At 60.1% G+C, this 19,130-nt stretch carries 17 protein-coding genes; 3 read left to right on the forward strand and 14 right to left on the reverse strand.

Going from position 1 to position 19,130, the window contains the following annotated elements; genetic code table 11:
* Positions 1-8: 8 nt before the first annotated feature.
* From lpxB to rpsB, 14 genes are all read right to left on the reverse strand, one after another.
* Complete coding sequence (gene lpxB / locus KW825_RS08665) at positions 9-1,148, reverse strand: lipid-A-disaccharide synthase (RefSeq protein ID WP_218328954.1); 1,140 nt, start codon at positions 1,146-1,148, stop codon at positions 9-11.
* A complete protein-coding gene (gene lpxA, locus KW825_RS08670; protein ID WP_084228369.1) occupies positions 1,141-1,932 on the reverse strand; it encodes an acyl-ACP--UDP-N-acetylglucosamine O-acyltransferase in 792 nt (263 codons plus the stop codon). The genes lpxB and lpxA overlap by 8 nt, the downstream gene beginning before the upstream one ends.
* A gap of 2 nt (positions 1,933-1,934) precedes the next feature.
* Positions 1,935-2,396 (reverse strand): 3-hydroxyacyl-ACP dehydratase FabZ, encoded by a 462-nt coding sequence (gene fabZ, locus KW825_RS08675; protein ID WP_042038166.1) that lies wholly within the window; start codon positions 2,394-2,396, stop codon positions 1,935-1,937.
* Between the two features lie 24 nt (positions 2,397-2,420).
* On the reverse strand, positions 2,421-3,440 hold the full coding sequence (lpxD, locus tag KW825_RS08680; RefSeq protein ID WP_218328955.1) for a UDP-3-O-(3-hydroxymyristoyl)glucosamine N-acyltransferase: 1,020 nt from the start codon (positions 3,438-3,440) through the stop codon (positions 2,421-2,423).
* Positions 3,441-3,443: 3 nt separating this feature from the next.
* Positions 3,444-3,956 (reverse strand): OmpH family outer membrane protein, encoded by a 513-nt coding sequence (locus KW825_RS08685; RefSeq protein WP_042654057.1) that lies wholly within the window; start codon positions 3,954-3,956, stop codon positions 3,444-3,446.
* Between the two features lie 148 nt (positions 3,957-4,104).
* Positions 4,105-6,528, reverse strand: a complete 2,424-nt coding sequence (gene bamA, locus KW825_RS08690) for an outer membrane protein assembly factor BamA (protein WP_218328956.1) — start codon at positions 6,526-6,528, stop codon at positions 4,105-4,107.
* 34 nt (positions 6,529-6,562) lie between these two features.
* Positions 6,563-7,915 (reverse strand): sigma E protease regulator RseP, encoded by a 1,353-nt coding sequence (gene rseP, locus KW825_RS08695; protein ID WP_218328957.1) that lies wholly within the window; start codon positions 7,913-7,915, stop codon positions 6,563-6,565.
* Positions 7,916-8,038: 123 nt separating this feature from the next.
* On the reverse strand, positions 8,039-9,238 hold the full coding sequence (gene ispC / locus KW825_RS08700) for a 1-deoxy-D-xylulose-5-phosphate reductoisomerase (RefSeq protein ID WP_218328958.1): 1,200 nt from the start codon (positions 9,236-9,238) through the stop codon (positions 8,039-8,041).
* A 67-nt stretch (positions 9,239-9,305) separates the two neighbouring features.
* Positions 9,306-10,163: a phosphatidate cytidylyltransferase gene (locus KW825_RS08705; RefSeq protein WP_042654061.1), complete on the reverse strand. Its 858-nt coding sequence runs from the start codon at positions 10,161-10,163 to the stop codon at positions 9,306-9,308.
* A 27-nt stretch (positions 10,164-10,190) separates the two neighbouring features.
* Entirely contained in the window at positions 10,191-10,967 is a 777-nt protein-coding gene (gene uppS, locus KW825_RS08710) for a polyprenyl diphosphate synthase (RefSeq protein WP_218289845.1), read from the reverse strand.
* 72 nt (positions 10,968-11,039) lie between these two features.
* Positions 11,040-11,597, reverse strand: coding sequence for a ribosome recycling factor (gene frr / locus KW825_RS08715; RefSeq protein WP_042654063.1), 558 nt, complete (start codon positions 11,595-11,597; stop codon positions 11,040-11,042).
* A 96-nt stretch (positions 11,598-11,693) separates the two neighbouring features.
* Positions 11,694-12,428, reverse strand: coding sequence for a UMP kinase (gene pyrH, locus KW825_RS08720; RefSeq protein WP_042654064.1), 735 nt, complete (start codon positions 12,426-12,428; stop codon positions 11,694-11,696).
* Between the two features lie 71 nt (positions 12,429-12,499).
* Positions 12,500-13,381 carry a translation elongation factor Ts gene (gene tsf, locus KW825_RS08725; protein ID WP_218328959.1) on the reverse strand — a complete coding sequence of 294 codons (882 nt, stop codon included), beginning with the start codon at positions 13,379-13,381 and terminating at the stop codon, positions 12,500-12,502.
* Between the two features lie 104 nt (positions 13,382-13,485).
* A complete protein-coding gene (gene rpsB, locus KW825_RS08730) occupies positions 13,486-14,214 on the reverse strand; it encodes a 30S ribosomal protein S2 (protein ID WP_042654066.1) in 729 nt (242 codons plus the stop codon).
* A 361-nt stretch (positions 14,215-14,575) separates the two neighbouring features.
* Here rpsB and map point away from each other — a divergent pair, with 361 nt between their 5' ends.
* The 3 genes from map to dapD all read left to right on the forward strand — a co-directional run bounded on the left by map (position 14,576) and on the right by dapD (position 19,078).
* Positions 14,576-15,364 carry a type I methionyl aminopeptidase gene (gene map / locus KW825_RS08735; protein ID WP_218328960.1) on the forward strand — a complete coding sequence of 263 codons (789 nt, stop codon included), beginning with the start codon at positions 14,576-14,578 and terminating at the stop codon, positions 15,362-15,364.
* A gap of 63 nt (positions 15,365-15,427) precedes the next feature.
* Complete coding sequence (gene glnD, locus KW825_RS08740) at positions 15,428-18,115, forward strand: bifunctional uridylyltransferase/uridylyl-removing protein GlnD (protein ID WP_218328961.1); 2,688 nt, start codon at positions 15,428-15,430, stop codon at positions 18,113-18,115.
* A 135-nt stretch (positions 18,116-18,250) separates the two neighbouring features.
* On the forward strand, positions 18,251-19,078 hold the full coding sequence (dapD, locus tag KW825_RS08745; RefSeq protein ID WP_042654069.1) for a 2,3,4,5-tetrahydropyridine-2,6-dicarboxylate N-succinyltransferase: 828 nt from the start codon (positions 18,251-18,253) through the stop codon (positions 19,076-19,078).
* The last annotated feature ends 52 nt before the right edge of the window (positions 19,079-19,130 follow it).

Here is a 19,130-nt window from a genome sequence, read left to right on the forward strand (position 1 = left end):
GGGGCGCGCTATCTGCCGAGCAGTTCGGCGACCGCCTCGGCGGCCTGCACGTCGGCGTTGCAGCGAATTTTCTTGTGCAGCCGGGTGAAGGTGGCGATGAGTTCGCTGTTGTCGTGTTCCAGCAACTTGCTGACCTCGTCCACCAGATTGCACGGGGTGCACTCATGTTGGAGGAGCTCGGGCACCAGCATCTGGTCCGCCAGCAGGTTGGGCAGGGAGACATAGTCCGTCTTCACCAGCCACTGGGCCAGCCAATAGCTGAAAGGCTTGAGCTTGTAGCCCACCACCATGGGTTTCTTCACCAGCATGGCTTCCAGCGCGGCGGTACCGGAGGCGAGCATCACCACGTCGGCGGCGATCATGGCCTCACGGCCCTGCCCTTCCAGCAGCACCATGTCGAGATCCGGCGCCACCTCGGCCTTGATGGCCATGAACTGCTCACGCAGTTTCTGGTTGACCAGCGGCACTATGAAGCCGAGATCAGGGCAGTGCACCGTCAGGTGCTTGCACGCTTCGAGAAACACCGGTGACATGAAGCCGACCTCGGCACTGCGGCTGCCCGGCAGCACCGCCAGCCAGCGCCGGCTCGGGTCGATGCCGAGCGCCTGGCGCACGGCGGCCTGATCCGGCACCAGCGGAATGGCATCGGCCATGGTGTGCCCCACGAAACGGCAGGGGGCATCGAAACGGTCGTAGAAGGCTTTCTCGAACGGCAGGAAGGCGAGCACCAGATCGGTGGCGGCCTTGATCTTGTGAATGCGGCTCTGGCGCCAGGCCCAGACGGAGGGGCTGACATAGTGAACCGTCTTGATACCGGCGCGGCGCAGCTTCAGCTCCACCCCGATATTGAAATCCGGTGCATCCACCCCGATGAAGATATCAGGTGGATTGGCAATAAAATGGCGCAACAGCTCGCGGCGCACCTGGAGGATGCGGGGCAGACGGCCCAGCACCTCGGTGATGCCCATGACGGAAAGCTCTTCCATCTCGAACAGCGCCTTGACGCCGAGCGCCTGCATGCGCGGCCCGGCGATGCCTTCGAAGCGGGCATCGGGATAGCGGACCAGCAGCTCCCGCACCAGACCGGCAGCCAGGATGTCGCCGGAGGTCTCTCCGGCGACGATGCCGATGAGGATCGGGTCAGGCACGGATGATCCCGCGCTCGTTGTCTTTGAGGAAGTCGACATAGAGCTGGACGGCCGGTTCGGCTTGAGCCATCTCGATCAGCACGGGCAGCACCTCTTCGATGGTCTTGCCGGAGCGGAAGATCTCCTTGTAGGCGCGCTTGACGGCGGAGATGGCCTCAGGGCTATAGCCACGACGACGCAGGCCTTCGGAGTTGACCCCGAACGGCTTGGCGTAGTTGCCGGCCGCCATCACATAGGGCGGTACGTCCTTGTTCAGGGCGGCGCAGCCACCGACGAAGGCGTGGGAGCCGACCCGACCAAACTGGTGAATGGCAGAGAGACCGCCGAAGATCACGAAATCGCCGATCACCACGTGGCCCGCCAGGGTCGCGTTGTTGGCGAAGATGCAGTTGTCACCGATGATGCAGTCGTGGGCCACGTGCACGTTGACCATGAACAGGTTGCCGCTGCCCACCTTGGTCAGGGCCTGATCCTGGGTGGTGCCACGGTGCACTGTGCAGTTCTCGCGAAAGACGTTGTTGTCACCGATCTCGAGGAAGGTGCGCTCACCGGCGTACTTCTTGTCCTGGCAATCCTCACCGATGGAGGAGTGCTGGAAGATCTTGTTGCCACGGCCGATCCTGGTCGGGCCCTTGATCAGCACATGGGAACCGACCCAGGTGTTGTCGCCGATTTCCACCTCGGCCCCAATGACGGAGAAGGGGCCGATTTCCACCCCTTTACCGATCACTGCAGACTCATGGACGATGGCAGTATCGTGAATGATGGCAGTCTGGTCGATCACGGTTACACCTCGCGCTTTGCACACATCAGTTCGGCGGTACAGACCACTTCACCATCAACGGTAGCAACACCGGTGAACTTGGCAATGCCGCGACGCTCTTTTAAGAACACCACGTCGAGCACCAGCTGATCGCCAGGGCCAACCGGGCGCTTGAAACGAGCGTTATCGATTGAAGCAAAGTAATAGAGTTCGTTGGGGGACGGTTTGCCCACCATGGTAAAGGCCAGGATGCCGGTCGCTTGGGCCATGGCCTCCAGGATCAGCACGCCGGGGAACACCGGCTTGGCCGGGAAGTGGCCTTGAAAGATCGGCTCGTTGAACGAGACGTTCTTGATGGCACGCAAGGTCTTGCGCTCATCGCTGATCTCGTAGCTCTCGACCTTGTCCACCATCAGGAACGGATAACGGTGGGGCAGCAGATCCATGATTTCCTGGATGCCCAGGCTCTTCTTTTCAGTAGTCAAAACAGTACCCTATACCAATCGTGATTATTCTTGACCCAGCTTTTTCTCAAGTCGGTTCAACCGCTTGTGCATCTCTTCGATACGCATCACCCGGGCGGCGGTCTTGCGCCACTCTTTATTGGATTGCAGGGGGATGCCGGAAGAGTAGATACCGGGCTCGGTAATGGGTCGCATCACCATGGCCATACCTGTGATGGTGGCCTGGTCGCAGATCTCCATGTGCCCGTTAAAGACGGAGGCGCCGCCAATGATACAATATTTGCCGACCTTGAGACTACCGGCCATCGTGGTCGCACCCGCGATGGCTGTGCCATAACCAATCTCGACGTTGTGGGCGATCTGGCACTGGTTGTCGATGATGACATTATCCGCGATGCGGGTATCTTCCAGCGCACCCCGGTCTATGGTGGTACAGGCTCCGATCTCGACCCGGTTGCCAATGGTCACGCCACCGAGCTGGGGGATCTTGATCCACTCGCCGCGTTCGTTGGCATAACCGAAGCCATCGGCCCCGATCACAGTGCCGGCTTGCACCAGACAGTCTGTGCCCAGGGTCACGTTGTGATACAGGGTGACGTTGGCCCACAACCGGGAGCGCGCTCCCAGTCGGGTATGCTTGCCAACGAAACAACCCGGGCCAATGCGCACGTCATCCCCCAGCACGACGCCGGATTCGATGACCGCATTGGCGCCGATGGCCACTCTCTCGCCCAGTTGCACGTCCGCCGCGATGACGGCGCTCGGATGGATATCCGTGGCCGGCTGCGGGGTGGTGTCCAGCAGTTGGGCTACCCGGGCAAAACCCACATAGGGGTCTTTGAGCACCAGGGCATTGGTGGGACAAAATGGCAAATCCGCCTCTGTAATGAGCACGGCCGTGGCCTTGCTCTGCTCCAGATAATGCCGGTATTTTTGATTGGACAGGAAGGCAATCTCACCCTCCCCGGCCTTTTCCAGTGTCGCTACCTTGCGGATTTCCTGGGTCCCATCGCCATGGACCTGGGCCCCCAGTTGCTGGGCCAGCTGTGCGAGAGTGAATGCCATCAATTAGTTGCTCTTGCTTACCTGAGAAATAACCTGGGAAGAGATGTCCAGCTTGCTGGCGGCATAAGGCGCGGCATTGCGCTCCAGCACCAGATCATAACCATTGCTCTTGGCGATGGAATCGATGGCAGCCTGGACCTTGGTCAGGATCTTGTTGCGCTCTTCCGCCTGGCGACGACCGTTGTCTTTCTCAAACGCCTGGCGCTTCTGGTTGAACTCCATCTGCAGCTTGGCCAGCTTCTCCTGGTTCTGCTTCTTCTGCTCGTTGCTCATGAAGGCTTCGTCCTTCTTGAACTTCTCGACCAGTGCCTGACCGTCGGATTCCAGCTTCTGCAGCTCGCGCATGCGCGGCTCGAACTCGCCCTTCAGCTTCTTGGCCACGGCTTCACGCTGGGGCAGCTTTTGGAAGACTTCGCCCATGTCGACCACGGCAATCTTGGTCTCAGCCCAGGCGGAGCCCATACCGGCAGCCATCAGCGCAAAACTCAAACCAGCTACTTTCAACGCTTTATTCACACTTACTCCTTGGTCCCTCGGTCGAGGGCTACCTGATTTAACTGATTGTGCAAGCAGTCCTTGGGACCGGCTTGTTACCTGGTGAGGCACGCAAGCTGCGCGTCCCATCATTGAATACCCCCACCGAGGTGGGGGAGCGTCCGCACCCTTAGAAGGTACGGCCGATGTTGAAGGAGAATACTTCAGTATCATCCCCTTCGTATTTCTTGAGCGGCTGAGCCAGCACGAATACCAGCGGGCCCATGGGAGAGAGCCACTGCATCGACAGACCGGCCGACACCCGGATATTGCTGGGGTCGGAGTAATCCATCAGGTAGTTACAGCCGCTGAAGCAGCGGTTCTGGTACTGCTCATAGTTGAAGGTGGTATCCCACACGCTGCCGGCATCGATGAAGAAGCTGGTCCGCAGCTGGGGCTGATAGCTTTCGGAGGCGAAAGGCGTCGGCACTATCATCTCGAGGGAGGCGACCGCCAGGGCGTTGCCACCCACCGAGCTGTCGGTGCCCTGGATCACGTCGTTACCACCCAGGTTGTAGTAATAGAGTGCCTTCGGACCCACGGTGTTGCTCTTGAAGCCACGCAGGGTGTCGAAACCACCGGCGTAGTAGTTCTCGAAGAACGGCAGCACGTGATCGTAGCCACCGTTGCTGCCGTAGCCGTTACCGTAGGAGGCGCGGGCCTTGGCCAACATGACCCACTGGTGGTCCGCATCGAACGGGAAGTAGTGGGAGTCTTCGGCGTTCAGCTTGTAATACTGCAGATCCATGCCCGGCAGCGTCACCTTGGCATTCACACGCTGACGATCACCGGCGGTCGGGAACTGGCCCTTGTTAAGGGTCGAGCGGGTCCAACCGGCGGTAACGTCGACGGTGTTGAACACCATGCGGTTGTCGCCATCCAGGTTGGACTGATACACCTTCCAGAACTCATCCACCTGCACATAGGGGTTGGGCTGGGACAGCTTGTTGTTCTCGTAGCCGAGGCTGAAGTCGAGGCGGTTGTTCTCGTTGACCGGGAAGCCACTGGAGAGGCGGAAGCCGATGGTGGTGTTCTCATAGTCGACGATGTTGGCGTCTTCTGCGCTGAACTCGTTGTAGTAGAGACGACCGCCCAGGCTCACCCCGTCCACCGTGAAATAGGGATCGTTGTAGCTAAGATCGATGTTCTTCGAGTAGTCGTTGGTGCTGGCGTTGATACCGATCTTCTTGCCGGTACCCATGAAGTTGTCCTGCTGCAGGCCCGCCTGCAGACTCAGACCCGATTCGGTACCGTAGCCGATGCCCGCGTTGATGGAGCCGGCTGGCTGCTCCTTGACCTTGAAGTCGAGATCGACCTGATCATCGCTGCCCGGCACCCGCTTGGTGTCCACTTCCGCGCTCTCGAAGAAGCCGAGGCGGTTGAGACGGGTCTTGGACTGTTCGACGTTATCGGAGGAGAGCCAGGTGCCTTCCATCTGACGCATCTCGCGTCGCAGCACTTCGTCCTGGGTGGTGACGTTGCCGCTGAAGTTGATGTTGCGCACATAGACCCGGGGGCCCGGCTCGATGTTGACGATCAGCTCCACTTCCTTGGTCTCGTCGTTGACCTGCGGGAAGGTGGTCACCTTGGGATAGGCATAGCCGTAACGACCGAGGAACTTGGAGAGCACCTCTTCGGTGTGGGTCACCTGGCTGGCGGAGTAGACGCTGCCCGCCTCGATGGGGATGAGCCCCTTCATCTCGCTGCCGCGATCGATGAGGTCGCCCTTGACCTGGATGCCGGAGACCTTGTACTGATCCCCTTCCTTGATGTTCAGGGTGACGTAGACGCCCTTCTTGTCCGGAGTCATGGAGACCTGAGTCGACTCCTGCTGGAAGCGGATGTAGCCGCGGTCCATGTAGTAGGAGCGCAGCACTTCGATGTCGCCGGCCAGCTTCTGCTTCTGATAGCGCTGATCGCCGGTGAAGTTCCACCAGGGCACATCATCCTTGAGGGAGAGCTGGGCCAGCAGTTTCTCTTCCGGGAACACCTGGTTGCCGACGATGTTGATCTGCTGGATCTTGGCCGCTTCCCCTTCCACGAAGGTGAACTTGAGATCGACCCGGTTACGGGGCAAGGGGGTGACGATGGCCTTGACCTTGGCGGAGTATTTGCCCACGCCATAGTAGAAGTCTTCCAGCCCCTTCTCGAGGGAGCTCAGCACGGTACGATCCAGCGGATCGCCCACCCGGATGCCGGAGGACTCCAGGCTCTGGGTCAGCTGCTCTTCCTTGATGTCCTTGTTACCGGAGAACTCGATGCTGGAGATGGTCGGGCGCTCCTTCACCACGACTTGCAGCACCTGGCCGTCACGATAGACTTTGACGTCCTCGAAGTTACCCGAGGCATACAGCTTCTTGATGGCGTTGGCCAGGGCCACCGAGTCCACGGAGTCACCGACCCGGACCGGCAGATTCAACAGGGCGGCGCCCAGGGTCACCCGCTGCAGACCCTCGACCTGAATGTCTTGCACCACAAAAGAGGCAGGGGCCGCCTGAGCCAGGAAGCTGGCTCCCAGCAGGCAACTCAACACCAATGCTTTTTTAACAGCCATTTTGTTCTTATGTGTCCTTGTTGATGCTCTAGCCTCAGAGGCGAGCGAAATCATTAAACAGCGCAATGCCCATCAGTAACATCAGAATGGCGGCGCCTATCCTGAACCCAACTTCCTGAATTTTTTCTGGTACCGGCTTGCCGGTGACTGCCTCGATGAGGAAGTAGACCAAGTGGCCTCCATCCAGCACCGGCAGGGGAAACAGGTTGATGATCCCCAGGTTGACGCTGATCAACGCCAGGAAACCGAGGAAATAGACCAACCCGTAATCGGCGCTGCTGCCGGCCCCCTTGGCGATGGAGATGGGGCCGCTCAGATTGTCCAACGAGACGATGCCGCCGATCAGCTTGCCGATCATGTCAAAGGTCAGCGTGATCAGGCTCCAGGTCTTCTGGACCCCATGCCACAGGGCTTGCAAAGGCCCATACTGTAACAGAACTCGATACTCATCCGGTAATGGAACCAGTTGCGGCGACAGGCCGACGAAACCGACCAGCTGGCCCCGTACTTTTTTCACGCCCGGCAGCAGGGTCAGGGTCAACTCATTCCCCCCGCGCTCCACCATCACCTGCAGTGGCTGCTCCGGCGATTGCTGTACCCGCTCGACGAACTGGGTCCATTCGGTGATCTCCTGCTCGCCGACCCGCTTGATGCGATCCCCCACCTGCATGCCGGCTTTCTCGCTGGCGCTCTTGGGCACGATGGCCTCGACCACCGGGAGCACCTTGCCACCGAGCGGCACTATCCCCAGGCTGCCGATGGGAGACTCTTTGTCCGGATCGAAGGTCCAGCTCTCCAGCATCAGCGTCTTGTCGATCCCATAGCTGGTGTCCGCCGCCTTCAACTTGAGCTGTACCGACTTGTCCCCCAGATGGCTGATGAGGGCGTAGGTCACGCTCTCCCAGTCTCCGGTCTCCTCATCGCCGACCCCGACGATCTCCATGCCCGGCGCTATGCCGGCCTGGGCCACGATGGAGGCGGGACGCACCTCGCCGATCACCGGCTTGACGCTGGGCACACCTATCATGAACATCAGCCAGAAGGCGAACAGGGCGAACACGAAGTTCGCCATGGGACCGGCCGCGACGATCGCCATCCGCGCCCAGACACTCTTGTGATTGAAGGCCTGCGCCTCTTCCCCCGGCTTGAGTTCATCGACCCGACCGTCCAGCATCTTGACGTAGCCACCCAGCGGGATCAGGGCCAGCACGTACTCGGTGCCGTCCTTGCCGACACGGCGCCAGATCGCCTTGCCAAAGCCGATGGAGAAGCGCTCCACCTTGACGCCACAGCGGCGGGCCACCCAGAAGTGGCCGAACTCATGCACCGCCACCAGCAGCCCGAGGGCGACGATGAAGGCACCGATATTCCACAGTACGCCGCCCATCAGCCGATCACCTCGTGCTCATCGCCAACAGGGCGCCCGAGGGCGTCGTCATTCCACAGTACAACACCCATCAGTGGTTGACCCCGAGGGCGTAGAGAGGGGCCTCTGGCCAGCACAGTCCGTTCATCGAGCAAGCTCCTCTATCAGTTGGTGGGCACGGACACGAGCCGTGCCATCCAGTGCAATCAAATCGTCAAGCGATGTTACGGCAGAACTGCCCAGCGCCGCCATGATGGACTCGTTGACTCTGGCAATATCCATAAATCCAATCCGCTCTGCAAGAAAAGCCGCGACGCTCTCTTCATTGGCGGCATTGAGCGAGGTGGTCGCCGCCTGTCCTTGCTGGCAGGCCGCCATGGCCAGCGCCAGGCAGGGATAGCGTTCGTAGTCGGGACGGATAAAGCTGAACTCTCCGACACTGAAGAAATCCAAAGGTTCCACCCCAGACTCTACCCTGCCCGGATAGGCCAGGGCGTGGGCGATGGGGGTACACATGTCGGGGTTGCCGAGCTGGGCCAGCACTGAGCCATCCTTGTACTGCACCATGGAGTGGATGACCGACTGGGGATGGATCACCACCTGGATCTGCTCAGGGAGGGCATTGAACAGCCAGCGCGCCTCTATGTACTCCAGCCCCTTGTTGATCATGGTGGCGGAGTCCACCGAGATCTTGGCCCCCATGGACCAGTTGGGGTGCGCGATCGCCTGGGCCGGCGTGACCTTGTCCAGCTCGTTGATATCGGTATAGCGGAAGGGGCCGCCCGAGCCGGTCAGCAGGATCTTGCTGATGCCCGCCCCCGCCAGATCGCAGAAGCCGGGTTGACGCTGAATGGCCTCTGGCAGGCACTGGAAGATGGCGTTGTGTTCGCTGTCGATGGGTAGCAGTGTTGCTCCTGACTCACGTACCGCCTCCATAAAGAAGGCTCCGGACATCACCAGCGCCTCCTTGTTGGCCAGCAGGATCCGCTTGCCGGCACGCACGGCCGCCATGGTGGGGGCCAGCCCTGCGGCACCGACGATGGCGGCCATCACGCTGTGGGCATCCGGGTGAGCGGCGACCTCGCACAGGGCCGCCTGACCGGCCAGCACCCGGGTGGCGCTGCCGTGGGTCCTGAGCCGCTCGGCCAGCTCGCGGGCCGCGGTCTCATCCACCATCACGGCGAAACGGGGGGAGAATTCGAGACAATCGCGCAGCATGGCATCCACGCTGCGGGCAGCCGTCAGCGCCAGCACCTGCCAGCGGCCCGGATTCTGCCGCAGTACCCTGAGGGTGCTCTGACCGATGGAGCCGGATGCTCCCAGGATCACCAGTGAGTTGTGCATCAAGACTCCTGAACGAGTAACAGACCGATGGAGCCAGCGGCCCTCGATATCATCAGAGAGTTATGCATCAAAACCCCTGACCGAGTAACAGATAGCTGAGCAGGAAGACCGGCAGGGCCGCCGTCAGGCTGTCGATGCGATCGAGAATGCCACCGTGGCCCGGCAGCAGGGTGCCGGAATCCTTGATGCCCGCCTCCCGTTTGAACATGCTCTCGGTGAGATCGCCGAGCACGGAGGCCAGCACCGCCAGCAGGGAGCACAGCAGTACGACACCCATCTTGGCGGGCACGAGGCCCATGAACCAGGTTACACCAATCGCCAGCAGGCTGGCGGTAAACAGGCCGCCCAGCATGCCCTCAATGGTTTTGCCCGGACTGACGGCCGGTGCCAGCTTGTGTTTACCAAACGCTTTGCCGAAGAAATACGCGCCAGAATCTGCCGCCCAGACCAGGCCCATGACGAACAGCAGGATCCAGGCCCCCATCATGGGGTCGTGATAGAAGTTGTAGCCACGGATGGCCACCAGTGACCAGAAGAAGGGCACCAGGGTGACCAGACCAAACAGGGATTTCAGCCAGACGGACTTTTTCCACAGGCTGGCGCTCTGGGGATAGCGCAGCACCAGCAGCAGGCCCAGCAGCCACCAACTGACCGCAGTCCAGAGCACCCCCATCAACAGAGGATGCAAGTGAGGGATCCAGAGCTGCTCCACCGGCACCCAGAACAGACTGGCCCCGAGCAGCAGACAGAACACCAGCGGCAGCCATTGCTGCGGCTGGGCAGAGACGAAGGCGCTCCACTCGCGGCTAGCCAGCAAGAACACCAGGGCAGCCAGCAGGGCAAAGAATTTCAACGGCAGGAAAAACAGTGCCCCCAAAACCAGGGGTACTAACAGTAATGCGGTAATAATTCGTTGTTTTAGCAAAAGAAACCTCTCTCTTGGGAGCGGGGTTTAGCCGGTCTGGTGCTCGGCGATCAATTCCCGTATCTGTTCACCCGTGCACCCGAAGCGGCGCTCGCGGGTCACGAAGGAGGCAACCGCCTCGCTGAACTCGGCCTCGTTGAAATCGGGCCACAATACCGGGGTAAAATAAAGCTCGGCATAGGCGAGCTGCCATAGCACAAAATTGCTGATGCGATGATCGCCTCCGGTGCGGATCAGCAGATCCACCGGCGGCAGATCGGCCATGCAGACCTGCTGCGCCAACGCAGTCTCATCGACCGCTTCGGCATCCAGCTCACCGGCCGCCACGGCGCGGGCCAGCTTGCGGGCCGCCTGGGCGATGTCCCACTGGCCACCATAGTTGGCGGCGATGTTGAGGGTCAGCCCCTGGTTGTCGGCGGTCAGTGCCTCGGCCTTGGCGATCTTGGCCTGCAGCCGATCGCTGAAACGGGCGGTGTCGCCTATCACCTTGAGCCGAATGCCATTGCTGTGCAACTTCTTCACCTCGCGGCCCAGCACCGTCAGGAACAGCTCCATCAGGGCATTCACCTCCCCTTCCGGGCGCCGCCAGTTCTCGCTGGAGAACGCAAACAGGGTCAGCGCCTCCAGCTGGGCACGGGCGGCAAAGGTCACGGCCTCGCGCACGGACTTCACGCCCGCCTTGTGGCCAAAGACCCGCATCTTGCCACGGTTCTGAGCCCAGCGACCGTTGCCATCCATGATGATGGCGACGTGACGAGGCAAGGACGAGCTGGCGCTATCGCCTAGCGCTGCCAAAAGCGACATTCATTTCTCCCACAAAGACAAAAGCGCCGTGCAGGGGCACTACACGGCGCTCGTAATATACCTGTCGGAGGCTTAGATTTCCATTAGCTCCTTTTCCTTCGCAGCCAGGGCTTCGTCTATCAGCTTGATGAAGGCGTCGGTGAGCTTCTGGATCTCTTCCTGGGCACGACGATCGTCGTCTTCGGAGATCTCTTTGTCCTTGAGCAAGGACTTCAGGTCGGCGTTGGCGTCGCGACGGATGTTGCGCACGGCAACCCGGGCACCTTCGGCTTCGGCGCGGACGATCTTGGTCAGATCGCGGCGACGCTCTTCGGTCAGCGGCGGCAACGGCACGCGCAGAGTCTGACCGTTGCTGGACGGGTTCAGGCCCAGATCCGAGGTCAGGATGGCTTTTTCCACCGCCTGGATCATGGAGCGATCGAAGATGGAGATGGACAGGGTGCGGGCATCTTCTGCCACTACGTTAGCCAACTGTTTCAGAGGAGTGGCTGCACCGTAATACTCCACCTGGATACCGTCGAGCAGGCTCGGGTGAGCGCGGCCGGTACGGATCTTGGACATCTGGGTCTTGAGCGATTCTACGCTCTTGGCCATGCGGTCCTTGGCGTCGTTTTTAATCTCGTTGATCACAGTGGTTTTCCTTTTGACGAGCGAACCCTGAGCAGGTCCGCTTCTGACTTATTTACTGACGTAATGGATAAGAGCGCCTTCCGGCTTGCTGCTACCTTATTTGCTGATGTGATGGATCAGTGTGCCTTCCGGCTCACCCATGACAACGCGGCGCAGGGCACCCGGTTTGTTCATGTTGAACACCCGGATCGGCAAGTCGTGATCACGGGCCAGGGTAAAGGCTGCAAGATCCATCACTTTGAGCTCTTTATCAAGCACTTCGTTGTAGCTGAGCTCATGATACAGCACGGCGTCCGGATTCTTAACCGGATCCTCGTTGAATACACCATCGACCTTGGTGGCCTTGAGCACCACGTCGGCTTCGATCTCGATGCCGCGCAGGCAGGCTGCGGAGTCGGTGGTAAAGAAGGGATTGCCGGTACCGGCAGAGAAGATCACCACCTTGCCGGCACGCAGCTGGCTGATGGCCTCGGCCCAGCTATAGGAGTCGCAGACGCCTTGCAGCGAGATGGCAGACATCAGACGGGCATTCACATAAGCACGATGCAGGGCATCACGCATGGCCAGGCCGTTCATGACGGTCGCCAGCATGCCCATGTGGTCACCCACCACGCGGTTCATGCCCGCCTTGGCAAGACCGGCACCGCGGAACAGGTTGCCGCCGCCGATGACCAGACCGACCTGAACACCCAGCTCAACCAGCTCTTTGATCTCTTGGGCCATCCGTTCCAGCACCGCTGGATCAATGCCAAAACCCTCGGATCCTTGCAGGGCTTCACCACTCAACTTCAGAAGAACACGTCTGTATGCAGGCTTGGGATTGGTACTCATGTCACTGATTCCTGGTCATATAAAGACCGCGACATAAGTCGCGGTCTGGGGAAACGGAAAAACCGGTTCGATTAAGCCTTCTGAGCGGCCGCGATTTGGGCTGCAACTTCAGCCGCGAAATCGGTCTCTTGCTTCTCGATGCCTTCGCCCACTTCGAAACGGGTGAAGGAAACAACGTCAGCGCCTTCTTTCTTCAGCAGCTCGGCAACGGTCATGGAAGGATCTTTCACGAACGGCTGACCAGTCAGGGAAACCTCACCGGTAAACTTCTTCATGCGGCCTTCAACCATCTTCTCGGCGATGTCTTTCGGCTTGCCGGAGTTGATGGCGATGTCGATCTGGATTTCGCGCTCTTTGGCAACGACTTCGGCGGACACGTCTTCCGGCTTGACGAACTGCGGGCTGTTGGCAGCAACGTGCATGGCCAGATCTTTGGCCAGCTCGGCAGTACCACCGATCAGCTTGGTGATAACACCGATACGGGAACCGTGTACGTAGGTGCCCAGGTTGTCACCTTCAACCAGCATCACGCGACGCAGGTTCATGTTCTCACCGATCTTGGCGATCAGGTTGGTGATGGTCAGCTCGATGGACTCACCGTTACCGAAATCGGCGGCCTTCAGGACGTCGATGTCAGCAATCTTCTGGGTCGCGGCGATGTCGGCGATCTTCTGGCCCATGGCCATGAAGCTGGCATCTTTGGCGACGAAGTCGGTTTCGCTGTTCAGCTCGATCATGGCGGCAATGTTGCCTTCGGTACGGGCAAAGATCACGCCTTCAGCGGCGATACGGCCGGCTTTCTTGGCGGCTTTGGCCTGACCGGATTTGCGCATGTTCTCGATAGCCAGCTCGATGTCACCAGCGGCTTCTTCCAGTGCTTTTTTGCAATCCATCATGCCAGCGGCGGTGCGCTCGCGCAGTTCTTTTACCAGGGCGGCAGTAACGTTAGCCATGTTCAGTATCCTCGGTCTTGATTTGACAAGAAACAGGGGCCACAAGGGCCCCTGCTAACCAATTACATCAGCTTGGTTAATAAGGGCTTTTCAGTCCTTATCAATTACTCAGCTTCAACGAAGCCATCTTGTTCGGCTTGAACAACGATGTCCTGAGCGCGAGCTTCCAGTACGGTGTCAGCAGCAGCATTCAGGTACAGGTTGACGGCACGGATGGCATCGTCGTTACCCGGGATGACGTAATCAACGCCGTCCGGGTTGGAGTTGGTATCAACGATGGAAACGACCGGGATACCCAGGTTGTTGGCTTCTTTGATAGCGATGTGCTCGTGGTCGGCATCGACAACGAACAGAACGTCAGGCAGGCCGCCCATGTTCTTGATACCACCCAGGCTCTTCTCCAGCTTGTCCATTTCGCGAGTACGCATCAGCGCCTCTTTCTTGGTCAGCTTTTCGAAGGTACCGTCTTGGCTCTGGGTTTCCAGATCTTTCAGGCGCTTGATGGACTGACGAACGGTTTTCCAGTTGGTCAGCATGCCGCCCAGCCAGCGGTGGTTAACATAGAACTGGTCGCAACGAATGGCGGCATCTTTTACGGCTTCAGACGCGGCACGCTTGGTACCAACGAACAGTACCTTGCCTTTCTTGGCAGCTACGGAGCTGATGAAGTTCATGGCATCGTCAAACATCGGAACGGTTTTTTCCAAGTTGATGATGTGAACCTTGCTGCGGGCACCGAAGATGTAGGACTTCATTTTCGGGTTCCAGTAACGAGTCTGGTGACCGAAGTGAACGCCGGCTTGCAGCATGTCGCGCATAGAAACTTTAGCCATTTTATACCTCTGTATTGGGGTTAGGCCTCCACACATCCCATGTAACCGACCCCAAAGGGGCACCCCGGTACAGGTGTCGATGTGTGTGTGTTATTGAGTAAGGGTGATGAAATGCGGACGCAAGTTCCCCATTCCGGCGCGCTTTATACCATAACTTTGGTCAGGACACCACCAGCAGCCACGCTAAAAATGGATCCCCAGGAGCTGGGATGCGACCGCTGGCTGACGCTGTGATGACAATCACACTGGAAGTAAACGGAGGTTGGGGATAAAATTTCGCCCTGATTGCAAACGCATCTATTTTTCATTACCTGATTTTAGGTCATCCCAGGATGAGAAGTCAGGCCCCAAGAGAGATCCCATGTCCATCAAAATCAAGACACCGGAAGAGATTGAAAAGATGCGCATTGCCGGCCAGCTGGCTGCCGATGTGCTGGTCATGATCGCCCCCCATGTCAACGCCGGCGTCACCACCGACGAGCTGAACACCCTGTGCCACGACTACATCGTTAACGTGCAGCAGGCGGTCCCCGCCCCCCTCAACTACCACGGTTTCCCCAAGTCCATCTGCACCTCGGTGAACGACGTGATCTGTCACGGCATCCCCAACCACAAGAAATTGCGGGAAGGGGACATCATCAACCTGGACATCACCGTCATCAAGGATGGTTACCACGGCGACACCTCCGCCATGTTCATCGTCGGTCAGACTACCCCGCTGCGCCGCCAGCTGTGCAAGGTGGCCCAGGACAGCCTGTACGCCGCCATCAAGCGGGTACGCCCCGGCATGTGCATCACCGAGATCGGTGCCGTGATCCAGCCCATCGTCGAGCAGGCCGGTTTCTCCGTGGTGCGCGACTACTGTGGCCACGGCATCGGCAGCGAGTTCCATGAAGAGCCGCAGATCCTGCACTACCGCAACGGCGGCAAGCTGGAGCTCAAGGCCGGCATGTGCTTCACCATAGAGCCCATGGTCAACAGCAAGAAATACCACTGCCGCGTCAACCCGAAGGATGGCTGGACAGTGACCACCAAGGATGGCGGCGACTCCGCCCAGTGGGAGCACACCCTGCTGGTCACCGATGACGGCTGCGAGGTGCTGACCCTGCGCCCAGACGACACTATCGACCGGTTCTACAAACACGGTTAACATCAAACCCCGGCCCTGCACCGGGGTTTTGTTTTTAGCCGCCCGACCAGAGTGTGAGATGCCATGGATGCCAGCCTGCTTTCCCCCCATCTGTTGCCCGATGATCAGCTCACCCGCGAGAACTGCAAGGAGTACTTGAGCCGCTTCCTTGTCTGGTTGCATGCCCGCTTCGATGCCGGTGACAACATCATCGAACTGGTGGCCACCCGCTCCGAGTACATGGATCAGTTGCTGATCCGGCTGTGGCAGAAATTCGGCTTCGACAAGACGGCGCTCACCCTGATCGCGGTGGGTGGCTATGGCCGCGGTGAGCTGCATCCCCACTCCGACATCGACCTGCTCATCCTCTATGAAGGGGAGGAGCTCGATGAGGTGCTGGGGCTGCGCATCGGCGAGTTCATCACCCTGCTGTGGGATCTCAAGCTGGAGGTGGGGCAATCGGTGCGCAACGTGGCCGAGTGCATCGAGCAGGGCCGGGCCGACATCACGGTCGCCACCAACCTCATCGAGGCGCGCTACATCACCGGTCGTCTGGCCGGGTTCGAGCAGTTGCAAGCCGCGACTCATCCCCTGCACTTCTGGCCGAGTGAGGAGTTCTTTCGCGCCAAACGCGAGGAGCAGAGCCTGCGCCATCAGCAGTTCCTCGGCACCGCCTACAAGCTGGAACCCGATCTCAAGAGCAACCCGGGGGGCCTGCGCGACATCCAGACCCTGGCCTGGGTCGCCCGCCGCCACTTCGGCGCCACCACCCTCTATGAGATGACCAGCCACGGCTTCCTGAACCGGGCCGAGTACCGCGAGCTGCTCGACTGCCAAAACTTCCTGTGGAAGGTGCGCTTCGCGCTGCACATGGCCATCAACAAGGGCGACAACCGCCTGCTGTTCGACCGCCAGCGCACCGTGGCCCAGATGCTGGGCTTCGAGGGCGAAGGCAACGGCCCGGTCGAGCAGATGATGAAGCGCTTCTACCAGACGGTGAGGCGGGTCGCCGAGCTCAACGAGATGCTGCTGCAGCTGTTTGACGAGGCCATTCTGGGCAACACCGCCATGGATGTCCGCCGCCTCTGCCCCGAGTTCCAGCTGCGGGGTCGGCTCATCGATGCGGTGGATCCCGAGCTGTTTGGCCGCGATCCCGCCGCCATACTGCGGCTCTTCTACCAGATTGCCCAGCATCCCGACATCGCCGGCATTCACTCCGCCACCCTGCGCCAGCTGCGCGAGGCGCGGCGCACCCTCAGCTGCTGGTTGCAGGACCTGCCCGAGTGTCGCCGCCTGTTCATGGCGCTGCTGCGCCACCCCAATGGCATAGGTCAAGCGCTCACCCTGATGCACAAGTACGGGATCCTCGCGGCCTATCTGCCCCAATGGAACCTCATCGTCGGCCAGATGCAGTTCGACATGTTCCACGCCTACACGGTGGATGAGCACACCCACCGGCTGCTCAAGAACATCCATCGCTTCGCCAATCCGGCCAGCCGTCAGACCCACCCGCTCTGTCACGAGGTGTTCGCCCAGCTGCGCAAGCCGGAGCTGCTCAGCATCGCCGCCCTGTTCCACGACATCGCCAAGGGCCGCCGTGGGGATCACTCCGAGCTCGGCGCCGTCGATGCGCTGGAGTTTTGCCAGCTGCACGGCCTGGATCGCTACGAGAGCCGCCTGGTGGCCTGGCTGGTGCGCCACCATCTGCTGATGTCGGTCACCGCCCAGCGGCGCGACATCTACGATCCTGAGGTGGTGGCCGATTTTGCCCAGAAGGTGCGCGACGAGCTGCACCTCGACTTGCTCTACTGTCTGACTGTGGCCGATATCTGCGCCACCAACGACACCCTCTGGAACGACTGGAAGGGCACCCTGCTGCGCGAGCTCTACTTCGCCACCCAGAAGGCCCTGCGCCAGGGGCTGGAGAACCCGCCCGACATGCGGCTCAAGATCCGCGAGAACCAGCGTCAGGCGAAGCAGATCCTGGCACAACGTGAGGTGCCGGAGGAGGCGATCAACGCCTTGTGGAGCGACTTCAAGGCCGACTACTTCCTGCGCCACAACCCGGAGCAGATCGCCTGGCACTGCCGCAAGATCATCGCTCATGGCGACAATCCCGCCCCGCTGGTGATCATAGGCAAGCACCCCACCCGGGGCGGCAGCGAGGTGTTCATCTATTGCCGCGACACCCCGAATCTGTTCGCCACCGTGGCCTCGGCGCTGGATCAGAAGAATCTCAACATCCACGACGCCCAGATCATGAATTCGCGCAGCGATTACGTGCTGGATACCTTCATCGTGCTGGAGCCGACCGGCGATCCCATCAGCCCGAACCGCACCGCCACCATCAGGAAGGCGCTGGAGAAGGCCCTGCAGGAGCCGGGCAAGCTGGTGCTGCGCAACAAGCCACTGTCGCGCCGCCACCGCCAGTTCAGCGTGCCGACCCGGGTGGTATTCTTGCCCCGCTCCCCACTCCATAAAGGGGAGACTCGACACACCCTGCTGGAGCTGACGGCGCTGGATACCCCGGGGCTGTTGGCCCGGATCGGCGCCGTGTTCCAGCAGTGCGGCCTCTCCCTGCATGCGGCCAAGATCACCACCATAGGCGAGCGGGTGGAGGATTTCTTCAGCCTCACTACGCTCGAGGGGGAACCTCTGAACCAGGCCGAGCAGCAGGCGCTGGAGGAGCGCTTGGTCAATCAACTCAATCCGCAGGAAGAGGGCGCGGATCAATCGGGAGGCGGCTCCACTGGACACCGCTTTTCATGCTGATTTATCAATCAGAACAAGCGCTTGAGCAACCAACGCACAATAAGTCGCCATTCTCCCGAAGAAATCGGCCCGGGCCCTTAAAAACAATTGGAAAAGTGTGATACAACAAACGGAATTATTTAAAGGAAACCTGTCATGACCGAGTTGCAACAGATCATCGAAGCGGCCTTCGAGCGCCGTGATTCCATCACTCCCGGCTCCGTCGATGCCGCCACCAAGACCGCCATCCTGCAAGTCATCGAACTGCTGGATTCCGGCAAGGCCCGTGTCGCCGAGAAGATTGCCGGCGAGTGGGTGGTACACCAGTGGTTGAAGAAGGCGGTACTGCTCTACTTCCGCATCAATGACAACGGCATCATCAAGGGTGACGACGCCCAGTATTACGACAAGGTTCCCCTCAAGTTTTCCGACTATACCGCCGAGCAGTTCAAGGCTGCCGGGGTGCGCGTGGTGCCGCCGGCGACCGCTCGCAAAGGCTCCTTCATCGCCCCCAATACCGTGCTGATGCCCTCCTACGTCAACATCGGCGCCTTCGTCGATGAAGGCACCATGGTCGACACCTGGGCCACCGTCGGCTCCTGCGCCCAGATCGGCAAGAACGTGCACCTGTCCGGCGGCGTCGGCATCGGTGGCGTACTGGAGCCGCTGCAGGCCAACCCGACCATCATTGAAGACAACTGCTTCATCGGTGCCCGCTCCGAGGTAGTTGAGGGTGTGATCGTGGAGGAAGGCTCCGTCATCTCCATGGGCGTCTTCATCGGCCAGTCCACCCGCATCTATGATCGCGAGACCGGCGAGATCCACTACGGCCGCGTGCCGGCTGGCTCGGTGGTCGTCTCCGGCTCCCTGCCTTCCAAGTGCGGCAAGTACAGTCTGTACGCCGCCGTGATCGTCAAGAAGGTGGATGCCAAGACCCGTGCCAAGGTCGGCATCAACGCCCTGCTGCGTTCCATCGACGAGTAAGATGTCGCCGTGCAAAAAAGGGCGCCTGAGGGCGCCCTTTTTTATTGTTTTG

It is taken from the genome of Aeromonas sp. sif2433, from assembly GCF_019218705.1.
Taxonomy (GTDB): domain Bacteria; phylum Pseudomonadota; class Gammaproteobacteria; order Enterobacterales; family Aeromonadaceae; genus Aeromonas; species Aeromonas encheleia.

Bases quoted from the DNA above. Each gene is read 5' to 3' on its own strand.
- dapD (WP_042654069.1), top strand. From the start codon at position 18,251: ATGACCGAGTTGCAACAGATCATCGAAGCGGCCTTCGAGCGCCGTGAT.
- map (WP_218328960.1), top strand. From the start codon at position 14,576: ATGTCCATCAAAATCAAGACACCGGAAGAGATTGAAAAGATGCGCATT.
- pyrH (WP_042654064.1), bottom strand. From the start codon at position 12,428: ATGAGTACCAATCCCAAGCCTGCATACAGACGTGTTCTTCTGAAGTTG.
- bamA (WP_218328956.1), bottom strand. From the start codon at position 6,528: ATGGCTGTTAAAAAAGCATTGGTGTTGAGTTGCCTGCTGGGAGCCAGC.
- rseP (WP_218328957.1), bottom strand. From the start codon at position 7,915: ATGGGCGGCGTACTGTGGAATATCGGTGCCTTCATCGTCGCCCTCGGG.
- tsf (WP_218328959.1), bottom strand. From the start codon at position 13,381: ATGGCTAACGTTACTGCCGCCCTGGTAAAAGAACTGCGCGAGCGCACC.
- uppS (WP_218289845.1), bottom strand. From the start codon at position 10,967: ATGTCGCTTTTGGCAGCGCTAGGCGATAGCGCCAGCTCGTCCTTGCCT.
- lpxD (WP_218328955.1), bottom strand. From the start codon at position 3,440: ATGGCATTCACTCTCGCACAGCTGGCCCAGCAACTGGGGGCCCAGGTC.
- rpsB (WP_042654066.1), bottom strand. From the start codon at position 14,214: ATGGCTAAAGTTTCTATGCGCGACATGCTGCAAGCCGGCGTTCACTTC.
- glnD (WP_218328961.1), top strand. From the start codon at position 15,428: ATGGATGCCAGCCTGCTTTCCCCCCATCTGTTGCCCGATGATCAGCTC.
- ispC (WP_218328958.1), bottom strand. From the start codon at position 9,238: ATGCACAACTCACTGGTGATCCTGGGAGCATCCGGCTCCATCGGTCAG.